Origin of the sequence: Stenotrophomonas sp. RG-453 (genome assembly GCF_033843685.1) — a bacterium.
In the GTDB taxonomy this organism is placed as follows: Bacteria; Pseudomonadota; Gammaproteobacteria; order Xanthomonadales; family Xanthomonadaceae; genus Stenotrophomonas; species Stenotrophomonas bentonitica_A.
On the sequence record NZ_JAMYED010000003.1, the window covers coordinates 312,304 to 324,558 of the forward strand.

General features: G+C 67.8%; 9 protein-coding genes. 5 read left to right on the plus strand and 4 right to left on the minus strand.

Annotated features, from left to right (window positions below; translation table 11 throughout):
- Positions 1 to 309 precede the first annotated feature (309 nt).
- Positions 310 to 2,910 (plus strand): exo 1,3/1,4-beta-D-glucan glucohydrolase, encoded by a 2,601-nt coding sequence (locus NJD74_RS07070; protein WP_319623875.1) that lies wholly within the window; start codon positions 310 to 312, stop codon positions 2,908 to 2,910.
- A 96-nt stretch (positions 2,911 to 3,006) separates the two neighbouring features.
- The gene (locus NJD74_RS07075; protein ID WP_102788317.1) at positions 3,007 to 4,569 is read left to right on the plus strand and encodes a sodium/sugar symporter; all 1,563 of its coding nucleotides are present in this window, start codon (positions 3,007 to 3,009) and stop codon (positions 4,567 to 4,569) included.
- Positions 4,570 to 4,653: 84 nt separating this feature from the next.
- Here NJD74_RS07075 and NJD74_RS07080 read toward each other — a convergent pair whose 3' ends face one another.
- Together NJD74_RS07080 and NJD74_RS07085 are read right to left on the minus strand one after the other, a co-directional pair.
- Positions 4,654 to 5,238: a response regulator transcription factor gene (locus NJD74_RS07080; RefSeq protein ID WP_019183269.1), complete on the minus strand. Its 585-nt coding sequence runs from the start codon at positions 5,236 to 5,238 to the stop codon at positions 4,654 to 4,656.
- The gene (locus tag NJD74_RS07085) at positions 5,235 to 6,461 is read right to left on the minus strand and encodes an ATP-binding protein (protein ID WP_102788318.1); all 1,227 of its coding nucleotides are present in this window, start codon (positions 6,459 to 6,461) and stop codon (positions 5,235 to 5,237) included. Before NJD74_RS07085 ends, NJD74_RS07080 begins: the two co-directional genes overlap by 4 nt.
- Positions 6,462 to 6,605: 144 nt before the next feature.
- Between NJD74_RS07085 and ispG the strand changes: the two genes are divergently transcribed.
- From ispG to NJD74_RS07100, 3 genes are all read left to right on the plus strand, one after another.
- Entirely contained in the window at positions 6,606 to 7,871 is a 1,266-nt protein-coding gene (gene ispG, locus NJD74_RS07090) for a flavodoxin-dependent (E)-4-hydroxy-3-methylbut-2-enyl-diphosphate synthase (protein ID WP_019183267.1), read from the plus strand.
- Positions 7,852 to 8,580, plus strand: a complete 729-nt coding sequence (locus NJD74_RS07095; RefSeq protein ID WP_070470587.1) for a phosphatase PAP2 family protein — start codon at positions 7,852 to 7,854, stop codon at positions 8,578 to 8,580. Before ispG ends, NJD74_RS07095 begins: the two co-directional genes overlap by 20 nt.
- A gap of 200 nt (positions 8,581 to 8,780) precedes the next feature.
- Positions 8,781 to 9,428: a response regulator gene (locus tag NJD74_RS07100; protein WP_019183265.1), complete on the plus strand. Its 648-nt coding sequence runs from the start codon at positions 8,781 to 8,783 to the stop codon at positions 9,426 to 9,428.
- A 54-nt stretch (positions 9,429 to 9,482) separates the two neighbouring features.
- Here NJD74_RS07100 and NJD74_RS07105 read toward each other — a convergent pair whose 3' ends face one another.
- Together NJD74_RS07105 and edd are read right to left on the minus strand one after the other, a co-directional pair.
- Complete coding sequence (locus tag NJD74_RS07105) at positions 9,483 to 10,142, minus strand: bifunctional 4-hydroxy-2-oxoglutarate aldolase/2-dehydro-3-deoxy-phosphogluconate aldolase (RefSeq protein ID WP_019183264.1); 660 nt, start codon at positions 10,140 to 10,142, stop codon at positions 9,483 to 9,485.
- A gap of 193 nt (positions 10,143 to 10,335) precedes the next feature.
- Positions 10,336 to 12,252: a phosphogluconate dehydratase gene (gene edd / locus NJD74_RS07110; RefSeq protein ID WP_019183263.1), complete on the minus strand. Its 1,917-nt coding sequence runs from the start codon at positions 12,250 to 12,252 to the stop codon at positions 10,336 to 10,338.
- Positions 12,253 to 12,255 lie beyond the last annotated feature (3 nt).

Here is a 12,255-nt window from a genome sequence, read left to right on the forward strand (position 1 = left end):
CCGCCGGCCTGCCCGGCGGTTCTGCGTTCTGGGGCCTGCTGCTGCGCGTCCGGATCTGCGCAGTGCGCACCGACCGGGATACTGCAGCGCAACACGGAAAACCCTGACAGGGCGGAGAGGTATGCCGTGAGCCGCCGGAATTGCAGGGTGGGGCGTCGGTTTGGCTATAGCACAATCCCATATCAGCGCCGGTCGATGGCATAGCCACGCGCCGGATTGACAGCATCGCGCGCAACACCAAAGGTACGTCGTCATGGCGCGGGGAGTCGCGCCATCCGTCTGCTGCTTGTGCGATACCTGGGAGGGTACATGCCGTTGCTTTCGCTTCGCTCCAACCGGCGGTCGATCCGCCACGCTCTCGCGCTGGCCACGTCGGCCACGATGTTGCTGCTGGCCGCTTGCGGCGGTGACCGGCCTGCCGCGACCACGCCGTCGCCCGCGGCCGCCACCGCGGCCGACGCCATCCACCCGCAGAACTGGCCCGAGCTGGCGTGGCCGCTGGCCGAGGACCCGGCGCTGGAGAAGCGCATCGATGCATTGATGGCCGGCATGAGTGTGGAGCAGAAGGTCGGGCAGACCGTGCAGGGCGATATCGCCAGCATGACCCCCGACGACGTACGCCGGTACCACATCGGCTCGGTGCTGGCCGGCGGCAACTCCGATCCCGGCGGCAAGTACGACGCGCCGCCGTCGGCATGGCTGGCGCTTGCCGATGCCTACTACGAGGCCTCGCTGGATCCGGCCAGCGGCGGTCCCGGCATCCCGATCATCTTCGGCATCGATGCGGTACACGGGCAGAGCAATATCGTCGGCGCCACGCTGTTTCCGCACAACATCGGCCTGGGCGCGACCCGCAACCCGGACCTGATGCGCCAGATCGGCCAGGTCACCGCCGTGGAAACACGCACCACCGGCATGGAGTGGACCTTCGCCCCCACCGTGGCGGTGCCGCAGGACGACCGCTGGGGCCGCACCTACGAAGGCTATTCCGAGTCGCCGGCGCTGGTGGCCAGCTTCTCTGGCAAGGTGGTCGAAGGTCTGCAGGGCGTCCCCGGCCAGCCGGGCTTCCTGGACGGGCACCACGTGATCGCCTCGGTCAAGCACTACGCCGGCGATGGTGGCACCACGAACGGCAAGGACCAGGGCGATACCCAGGTCAGCGAAGCGGTGATGCGCGACGTGCATGCGGCCGGTTACCCACCCGCCATCCAGGCCGGCGCGCAGACGGTGATGGCCTCGTTCAACAGCTTCAACGGCGTCGCCATGCACGGCCACAAGCCGATGCTGACGGACGTGCTGAAGGGCCGCATGCACTTTGGCGGCTTCGTGGTCGGTGACTGGAACGGCCATGGCAAGGTCGCCGGGTGCACCAATGACAACTGCCCGGCCTCGTTCAATGCCGGCGTGGACATGCTCATGGCGCCCGACAGCTGGAAGGGGATCTATGAGAGCAATGTCGCGGCGGTGAAAGCCGGCGTGATCAGCATGGAACGGCTGGACGAGGCCGTGCGTCGCATCCTGCGGGTCAAGCTGCGGCTGGGCCTGTTCGAGGCCGGCAAGCCCTCCACGCGTCCACTCGGCGGCAAGTTCGAGCTGCTCGGCGCGCCGGAACACCGCGCGATCGCGCGCCAGGCGGTACGCGAATCACTGGTGCTGCTGAAGAACCAGGACGGCGTCCTGCCGCTGGCGCCGAAACAGCGCGTGCTGGTCGCCGGGGATGGCGCAGACGACCTGGGCAAGCAGTCCGGTGGCTGGACACTCAATTGGCAGGGCACCGGGACCAAGCGTGCGGACTACCCGAACGCGGACAGCATCTGGGATGGGCTGAAGCAGCAGGTCACCGCCGCCGGTGGCAGCGCCGAGCTGGCGATCGACGGCAGGTACCGCACCAAACCGGATGTCGCGGTGGTGGTGGTGGGCGAGAACCCGTATGCCGAGTTCCAGGGCGATATCGCCACACTGGCCTACAAGCCGGGCGATGACAGCGACCTGCAGCTGATCAAGCGGCTCAGGAGCGAGGGCATCAAGGTGGTCACGGTGTTCCTCAGTGGCCGTCCGCTGTGGGTGAACCGCGAAATCAACGCATCCGACGCCTTCGTTGCCGCCTGGCTGCCGGGCTCGGAAGGGGCCGGCATCGCCGACGTGCTGCTGCGCAAGCCCGACGGCAGCGTGCAGCACGACTTCAAGGGCACGCTCAGCTTCTCCTGGCCGCGTACCGCCGTGCAGTACCAGAACAATGTCGGCCAGAAGGACTACGACCCGCAGTTCGCGTTCGGCTTCGGCCTGCGCTATGCCGACAACGGCAACCTCGCCGCACTGCCGGAAGCCTCGGGCATCACCGGTGAGCAGGGCGATGCCGGCGTGTATTTCAACAAGGGCAAGCCGGCCGCGGGCCTGGCGATGCGCTTGAGCGGGGTCAAACAGTCCGAGCTGCCGGCCCTGACCTTCCCGGCCGTGCTCAGCGATGCCAGCCTGAAAGTGACGGCCGTCGATCACAAGGCGCAGGAAGACGCGCGCCGCCTGCAGTGGTCGGGGAGTGGCAAGGCGGACATGGCGCTGCTGTCGACGCGACCGCTGGATCTCACCCGCGAGAGCAATGGCGATGTGCAGTTGCTGCTGACCGTACGCCGCAGCGGCGCGGTCAGCGGGCCGGTGGGGCTGGCGATCGGTTGCGGCCAGGGGTGCGAGGGTCGGCTGGATCTGGCGGCGACGTTGGGCGCGATCGGCGAAGACGAATGGCAGACGATCGGCGTGCCGTTGAAGTGTTTCGCCGCGGCCGGCGCTGACCTGTCGAAGATCGAGCGCCTGCCGGTGCTGGAGTCTTCAAACGCGCTGGACCTGTCGGTATCGCGCATCGCGCTGGGCACCGGCAATGATGCCCAGACCGTGGTCGCCTGTCCGACCCGGTGAGCCACAGGGCCCCTGCCGCTCGGCAGGGGCTGATCGCCGCTGCGCGCCGCACTTGCCGGCACGCGGGCCGGTGCAACGCTGCACAAGGAGCATGACGTGGGATTGGCAACACTCGATGTGGCAATCGTACTGGTCTACCTGGCCGGCATCTTCGTGCTGGCGCAATGGGTCTCGCGTGAGAAGGCCGGGCACAGCAAGAGTGCCGAAGACTATTTCCTGGCCGGGCGCTCGCTGCCGTGGTGGGCGATCGGCGCGTCGCTGATTGCCGCCAACATTTCGGCCGAACAGATCATCGGCATGTCCGGCTCCGGCTACGCGATCGGCCTGGCCATCGCCTCCTACGAATGGATGGCTGCGCTTACCCTGCTGATCGTGGGCAAGTACTTCCTGCCGATCTTCCTGCGCAACGGCATCTACACGATGCCGCAGTTCCTGCAGCAGCGGTACGGCAACAGGATCCGTACGCTGATGGCGGTGTTCTGGCTGGGCCTGTACGTTTTCGTCAACCTGACCTCGATCCTGTGGCTGGGCTCGATCGCGGTGACCGAGGTCACCGGCATGGACCAGATGCTGGCGCTGGTGCTGATCGGCGTGTTCGCGCTGCTCTACCAGTTGTATGGCGGCCTCAAGGCGGTGGCGCTGACCGATATCGTGCAGGTTTCGCTGCTGATCCTCGGTGGCCTGCTGGTGACCGCGCTGACGCTCAACGCGGTGGGCGGCGACGCCGGCATCCCCGGTGGTTTCCAGAAGCTGTGGGACCAGCACCCGGAACACTTCCAGATGATCCTGCACCCGGACAACCCGTTCTACAAAGACCTGCCGGGGTTGAGCGTGTTGATCGGCGGGCTGTGGATCATGAACCTGAGTTACTGGGGCTTCAACCAGTACATCATCCAGCGCGCGCTGGCGGCCAAGGACATCGGCGAGGCGCAGAAGGGCGTGCTGTTCGCGGCCTTCCTGAAGCTGCTGGTGCCGTTGGTGGTCGTGGTGCCGGGGATCGCGGCGGTGGTGCTGGCACCGGATCTGGGCAAGCCGGACCGGGCCTACCCGGCGATGATGAGCCTGCTGCCCAGTGGCATCCTCGGCCTGGTCTTCGCGGCGCTGGTGGCGGCGATCGTGGCGTCGCTGGCGTCCAAGATCAACTCGGTCGCAACCATCTTCACCCTGGATTTCTACGCGAAGGCACGCCCGCAGAGCAGCCAGGCCACGCTGGTGCGCGTGGGTCGCATCGCAGCAACGGTGTCGGTGCTGGTGGCGATCGCCACGGCACGGCCGCTGCTGGGCAGCTTCGACCAGGGCTTCCAGTACATCCAGGAATTCACCGGCTTCTTCACCCCGGGCATCACCGTGATCTTCCTGCTCGGCCTGTTCTGGAAGAAGGCCAGCGAAGCCGGCGCACTGGCCGCGGCCATCGGCTCGTTCGCCTTGTCGATCGTGCTGAAACTGGTGTGGCCGGCGCTGCCGTTCATCGACCGCGTCGGCCTGGTGTTCCTGCTGGCGCTGGTGCTGGCCGTGGTGACGTCGCTGTGGAAGCCGGCGCGCACCGGGCAGGACCTGATCCGTACCGATGACGTGCGCTATGGCACGCCGATGAGTTTCAACATCGGTGGCGCGGCGGTGATCGCGATCCTGATCGCGCTGTACACGGTGTTCTGGTAACCGCGCTGCCCGCATGCGGCCAACGAAAACGGCGGCCTCGCGGTCGCCGTTTTCGTCTTCATGCGCGGTGCTGCAACGGGCCGGTCACCGGCTCGGATCGCGCTCCGGGCTGGGCCGCTTGGCCAGCTTGCGCTGCAGCGAGCGCCGGTGCATGCCGAGCAGGCGCGCGGCGGCGGAGACGTTGCCGCCGGTCTCATGCATCGCCTGCTGGATGTGCTCCCACTGCAGCCGGCTGATCGGCGTCATCGCATCGGGCGGTTCCATGTCGCCATCATCGGCCGGGCCGTCGTCTTCCTCGCCGAGTGCGCGCAGGATCATCGGCACCGTGGCCGGTTTGGGCAGGTAATCGTCGGCGCCGAGTTTGATCGCTTCCACCGCGGTCGCGATGCTGGCATAGCCGGTCACCAGCAGGATCCGCATGTCTTCGCGCAGGGCGCGCAGCGGCTGGATCAAGGCCAGGCCGGACTCGGTGCCGAGCTTGAGATCGATCAACGCGTAGGCGGGCGGCTGCTGGCGGGCCAGCAGCAGCGCCGAGGCGGTGTCGCTGGCGGTGACGGTTTCCAGCCCCTTGCGGGCCAGGCTGCGCTGCAGCGTGCGCAGATACAGTTCGTCGTCGTCGACCAGCAGGCCGTGGCTGGCCTGACCGGGCGCGGGGGTGAAGGCGGTCATGCGGAAGTCTCCCGTGGGGACAAGGGCAGGCGGAAGCCGACGCGGGTGCCGGCACCACTGGCCGGGCGCATCCACAGCTCGCCGTCCAGGCGTTCGATGGTGGCGTGGGACAGCGCCAGGCCGACACCCATGCCGTCGGTCTTGCCGCTGTTGAACAAGGTGCCGGGCAACACGGCCTGGCGGGCATCGAACCCGTGGCCGTAGTCGCGCACTTCGCCGATCAGGTCATCGCCTTCGATGCGCAGCGACAGGTCCACCTGCGGGCGGTCGGCTTTCTCGCCGGCGTCGGCGGCATTGTTGAGCAGCACCATCAGCAGGTGCCCGATACCCGGGTCCAGCGGCAGGGTCAGCGGGGCATCTTCATTGCGATGCAGTGCGATGGTCGGCCGCACCAGCCGCCACTGTTCCAGCACCTGCGGCAAGGTCACCGCATCGCGGTCGGGGGCATCGCCTGCGGCGGGGCGGGCCAGTGCCAGCACGCGCTCGCGGCACTGCACCAGCAGCTCGCGCAGGGTTTCCACGTCATCACGGACCTCGCTGCTTTCGGTCTGGTCGGCGATGTCGTCGGCCAGCAGGGTCATGGTCGCCAGCGGGGTATTGAGTTCATGCGCCACCGAGGCGGCGTGGGTGGCCAGGGCGACGATGCCTTCGTTGCGGACGAAGCGCTCGCGCAGCAGGGCCAGTTCGTGCTCGCGCTGGCGCAGGGCGATCGCCAGCCGGGTGGCGAACACCAGCACCACCGTTGCCGACAGCAGGAAGTTGCAGACCACGCCCCACTGCTGCATCTGCGCACCGGTGAAGTAGCCGCTGGGCAGTGGCAGGCCGAACACGCCGCTGACCGCGTAGCCGATCAGGCAGGCCGCCGCCACGGCCAGGGTCCAGCGCAGGGGCAGGGCGAGCGCAGCCAGGGCGATCAGGATCAGGAACAGCGAGCCGAAGGGGTTGGCGATGCCGCCACTCCAGCCGACCATCCAGGTCAGCACGGTGACATCCACCAGGATGTGGCCGAAGGCGGTGACCGGCGCGGTATCGGGGCCTTGCACACGCAGCTGCGCGTACAGGTTGAACAGGGTCAGCGCGGCGACGCCGGCCCACAGCGGCAGCTGCGGCAGTTCCAGGCCCAGCACCCAGGTGGCGACCAGGATCGTGGCGGCCTGGCCGGCCACGGCCAGCCAGCGCAGGCTGCACAGGGTGCGGAGAAAGGGGGCGTCGGTACCGGTCATCACCGCACATCCTATGCGCTCCCGACAGCGCCTGCCTGCGACAATCGGCCGCATCGGGGCGGGGCGCCGTGCGGCGGGCGCTGAACATGAGCGCCGAGCAACGACAGACACCTACGTGCGCGCTGGGCGCGCTAAAATACGCCGATGCATGACGCCGTGACCCGACCGACCCAACCCGCCGACTCCGCCGTGTGGGCCCGCCGCCAGACCCAGCCCGTCCGTATCGGCGGCGTGGTCGTGGGTGGCGGCCATCCCGTGGTGGTGCAGTCGATGACCAACACCGACACCGCCGATGTCGCCGCCAGCGTGAAGCAGGTGGCCGAACTGTGGCGCGCAGGCTCGGAGATGGTGCGGCTGACCGTCAACAATCCCGAGTCGGCTGCGGCCATCCCGCGGATCGTGGAAAAGCTGCAGATGATGGGGATCGATGTCCCCCTGATCGGCGACTTCCATTACAACGGCCACCAGTTGCTGACCCAGGAGCCGGCCTGCGCCGAAGCCCTGGCCAAGTACCGGATCAATCCGGGCAACGTCGGCTTCGGCAAGAAGAAAGACACCCAGTTCGCGCAGCTGATCGAATTTGCGATCCGCTACAACAAGCCGGTCCGCATCGGCGCCAACTGGGGCTCGCTGGACCAGTCGCTGGCGGCGCGCCTGATGGACGAGAACAGCCAGCGCGCGCAGCCCTGGGATGCCGGGCGCGTGCTGCGTGAGGCGCTGATCCGCTCGGCGCTGGATTCGGCCGAGACCGCCGTGGAACTGGGCCTGCCGCGCGACCGCATTGTGCTGTCGGCCAAGGTCAGTGGGGTGCAGGAGCTGATCGCGGTGTACCGCGACCTGGCCCAGCGCTCGGATTTCGCGCTGCACCTGGGCCTGACCGAAGCCGGCATCGGCAGCAAGGGCATCGTCGCCTCGTCGGCGGCGCTGGCGGTGCTGCTGCAGGAAGGCATCGGCGACACCATCCGCATTTCGCTGACCCCCGAACCGGGCCAGTCGCGCACCGCCGAGGTGATCGTCGCCCAGGAACTGCTGCAGACCACCGGGCAGCGGGCCTTCACGCCGCTGGTCACGGCCTGCCCCGGCTGCGGCCGGACCACCTCGGAGTTCTTCCAGGAGCTGGCCAAGGTCGTGCAGAACCATGTGCGCGAGAAAATGCCGCTCTGGAAGGTGAACCACCCCGGCGCCGAAAGCATGACCCTGGCGGTCATGGGCTGCATCGTCAACGGACCGGGCGAGTCGCGCCACGCCAACATCGGCATCTCCCTGCCGGGGACCGGCGAGACGCCGGCGGCGCCGGTCTTCGTGGACGGTGAAAAGACGGTCACCTTGCGCGGCGAGAACATCGCCCAGGACTTCGTGGCGCTGATCGACGATTACGTCGAACGCACCTATGTCCGAACGCTCGGATAAGCCGGCGGTGCTGGCTGCCCCGGAGGCGGCGGCCGGTTTCCGCCACTGGATGGGCCGCAACGCCTGGCGCTTCGTGCTGCTGTTCGTGGGCGTGCTGCTGCCCCTGGCCGGGTTCGTCGCCCTGGCCGATGAAGTCCATGAGCTGGAATCGATCTATTTCGATGCGCCGCTGCTGTGGAAGATGCATGGCCTGCATTCGCCGGGGCTGGACCAGTTCTTCGTGCTGCTCTCCAAACTGGGCTACGAGTGGTTCCTGATCCCGGCCGATGTGCTGATCGTGGTCCTGCTGGCCTGGCGCAAACGCTGGCGCGAGGCCAGTTTCGTGGCGATCTGCTTTGCCGGCTCGGCGCTGCTCAACCTGGGCAGCAAGCGCTTCTTCCAGCGCGACCGGCCCAGCCTGTGGGAATCCATCGCCCCGGAAAGCACCTTCAGCTTCCCCAGCGGCCATGCCATGGGCTCGATGACCCTGGCCGTCACCCTGGTGCTGTTGGCCTGGAACACCCGCTGGCGCTGGCCGGTCGCCTTCTCCGCGGTGACCTTTGCGGTGCTGGTCAGCCTGTCCCGGGTCTACCTCGGGGTCCATTACCCCTCCGACATCCTGGCCGGCTGGTGTGCCGCCCTGGTCTGGGTGGTAGGGTGCTTCCTGGTCATGTTCCGCCGTCGCCATCCGTGGCGGCATGCCGCTGAGACGAATACGGCGGTAAACTAGCCGAAAGCGGCATGAAAACGGGCGGCATCCATAGGCTGTTCCACTGGAACGGAAGAGGATGAGAGGCACAGGGGGGAGGGGCAGACAGCACGTCTGTGATGCGTGGAGCAGAACGCGATGATGGGGAGCCTGGTTCCTTGTGATCGACACATCCCGCGGCTAGGCTTGCCCCCGTTCACAGTGTTTGACGAGGTTGGCGGATGACGATTCGAGTGTATCTGGTGGACGATCATGCTCTGGTGCGCACGGGCATGAAGATGATCCTCTCCAACGAGACCGACATCGAGGTGGTCGGTGAGGCGGAGAGTGGCGAAGATGCATTGCCGGATATCCGCCGACTGCGGCCCGACGTCGTGCTGTGCGATCTGCACCTGCCTGGCGTCAGCGGCATGGAAGTGACCGAGCGCGTGGTCCGTGGCGACCACGGTACCCGCGTGGTGATCGTCTCCGTCCTTGAAGATGGGCCGATGCCCAAGCGCCTGCTCGAAGCCGGTGCCTCCGGCTACATCGGCAAGGCCTGCGATGCCCAGGAACTGCTGCGTGCCGTGCGCGATGCAGCGCTCGGCCGTCGTTATCTCGGCAACAGCATCGCGCAGAACCTCGCGTTGTCGAACGTGGAAGGCAACCACTCGCCGTTCGACACCCTGTCCCCGCGCGAGCTGGAAGTGGCGCTGCTGTTGACCCAGGGCCTGCGCCAGGAAGACATCGCCAAACGCCTGAGCCTGAGCGCGAAGACCGTCAACACGCACAAGGCGCGCCTGTTCGAGAAAATGGGCATCAACGACAACATCGCGCTCGCGCGCATGGCCAGCCAGTACGGCCTGGTGGATCCGGCGCGCCCGATGTAATCCACGCGTGGGATGCACGTAAAAAAACGCCCGGGCATGCCCGGGCGTTTTCGTTCAGTGCGCGCGGACCCGCGCCACGATCTTCGCGGCCTGGGCCGCGCTTTCGCGCACCTTGTCCCACTCGCCACGCTCGATCCAACCCCCCGGCACCATCCACGAACCACCGATGCAGACCACGTTTTTCTGCTCCAGGTATTCGGCGGCGGTGTCTTCGGTGATGCCGCCGGTCGGGCACAGCTTCAGATCCGGAATCGGACCGGCCAGGCCCTTGATCATTGCGAGCCCGCCCACGGCCGAGGCCGGGAACAGTTTGCACACCCGGAAGCCGCGCGCATACAGCGCCAGCATCTCCGTCGGCGACGCCGCACCCGGCACCACCGGCAGCGGCGCCTGCGCCAGCGCATCGGCCATGTGCGCCGGCGTACCCGGCGTGACCAGGAAATCGGCGCCCGCATCGATGGACTGCTGCATCTGCTCCACGGTCAACACCGTGCCCGCACCCACCACCACATCCGGCAGCTCGCGCTTGAGCATGGCGAGCGCTTCCATCGCCACCGGCGTACGCAGCGTCAGCTCGATCGCCGGCAGCCCGCCCTCCAGCAACGCCGCACTGACCGCACGGGCCTGGTCCAGCGTATGCACGGTCACCACCGGCAGAATGCCGGCAGCCTTCAACAGGGTTTCAGCGCGTTTCTGATGTTCGGCGATGCTCATGCGTTTCCAATCCTTCTTCCAATAAGTGCGACGCCACAACGCGCCGAAATGTGTCCGGAGGCAGCGGATGGCCCCAACCAGGACCGTTAAGCGGCATGGACGCCGCTTTACGAGCCCCCATGGATGGGTTCACGGCGCGTCCTGGTTGGGGCCGTCCGCTGCCTCAACCAGGACACCTTACCGCTGCGTCAGCTCAGGCGTCCTTCGCCTCATGCGGCGCATCCGCCGCCGCCGCATCATGCCCAAGCTCGTATTCCGCATCGTAGTTCCAGATGCTGCCGTCATCGGCGGCCGGCCCACACGAAATCGACATCGCGCCCTGGTCGGCCGGGCCTACCAGACGGCGGCTCATCGCGAACAGATTGCGGCCCAGATCGTGCCCGGCCGGCGCAGTATTCGGCGCCGGCTCGCGTGCGGCGAACTCCGCCGCATCCACCAGCAGCTCCAGCGTGCCGGCCTCACCATCCAGACGGATGATGTCGCCCTCGCGCACCCGCGCCAGCGGACCGCCGCGCGAGGCTTCCGGCGTCATGTGGATCGCGGCCGGGAACTTGCCCGAGGCACCGGACAGGCGACCATCGGTGACCAGCGCCACGCGGCGGCCCTGGTTCTGCAGCAGGCCCAGCAGCGGCGCCAGCGAATGCAGCTCCGGCATGCCGTTGGCGCGCGGGCCCTGGTAACGCACCACCGCCACGAAATCGTGCGGCAGCACACCGGCGGCGTGCAGCTTGTTCAGCACCTGCGGTGCATCGACCACCACGGCCGGCGCTTCGATCGTGCGGAACTGCGGCTTCACCGCTGACAGCTTGATCAGCGAACGGCCAAGGTTGCCGCGCAGCAGGCGCAGGCCGCCCTGGGCTTCGAACGGATCGGCCACGCCACGCACCACGTCCGGATCGGCGCTCTCGCGCACGCCATCGATGTAGGTCAGCTTGCCGTCGCGCAGCGCCGGTTCCTGGCCGTACTGGTGCATGCCGCCTTCGGCCACGGTCTGCAGGTCGGCGTGCATCAGCCCGGCCTCCATCAACTCGCGGAACACGAACGCGGTGCCACCGGCGGCGGCGAAGCGGTTCACGTCGGCTTCGCCGTTCGGATAGACGCGGGCCAGCAGCGGGATCAGCTGCGAGAGCTGGTCCATGTCGTCCCAGGTCAGCACGATGCCGGCCGCACGCGCCACCGCGATCCAGTGGATGGTGTGGTTGGTCGAGCCGCCGGTGGCCATCAGCGTGACCACCGCATTGACGATCGCGCGCTCGTCGATCAGCCGGCCGAGCGGACGGAAGTCATCGCCCAGTGCGCTGATTTCCAGCGCACGCACCGCTGCCTGGCGGGTCAGCGCATCGCGCAGCGGCGTATCGGGGTTGACGAACGAGGCGCCCGGCAACTGCACGCCCATCGCTTCGAGCAGGGTCTGGTTGGAGTTGGCGGTGCCGTAGAAGGTGCAGGTACCGGCGCCGTGGTACGAGGCGGCCTCGGCCTCCAGCAGTTCCTCGCGGGTCGCCTGGCCGGCCGCATAGCGCTCACGCACTTCGGCCTTCTGCTTGTTCGGGATGCCCGGGGTCATCGGGCCGGCCGGCAGGAAGATCGCCGGCAGGTGGCCGAAGGCCAGCGCACCGATCAGCAGGCCGGGCACGATCTTGTCGCAGACGCCGAGGTAGACGCTGGCGTCGAACATGTCATGGCTCAGGCCGATCGCGGTGGACTGGGCGATCACATCGCGCGAGAACAGCGACAGCTCCATGCCGCCACGGCCCTGGGTGACACCGTCGCACATCGCCGGCACGCCACCGGCCACCTGTGCGGTCGCGCCGAGTTCGCGCGCGGTTTCGCGCAGGATCTCCGGGTAGTGCTCGAACGGCTGGTGCGCCGAGAGCATGTCGTTGTACGCGGTGATGATGCCCAGGTTGGGCGTCACGCCGCCGCGCAGGCGCGACTTGTCGGTCGGGCCGCACGCGGCGAACCCGTGGGCGAGGTTGCCGCAGCTCAGGCGCGAACGGAACGGACCGTCGCGCAGCGCCGCGTCGACACCGGCCAGGTAGGCGGCGCGCGAGGCGACGCTGCGCTGGACGATGCGCTCGGTGATGGCATGGAGTTTGGGATGCAGGCTCATTGG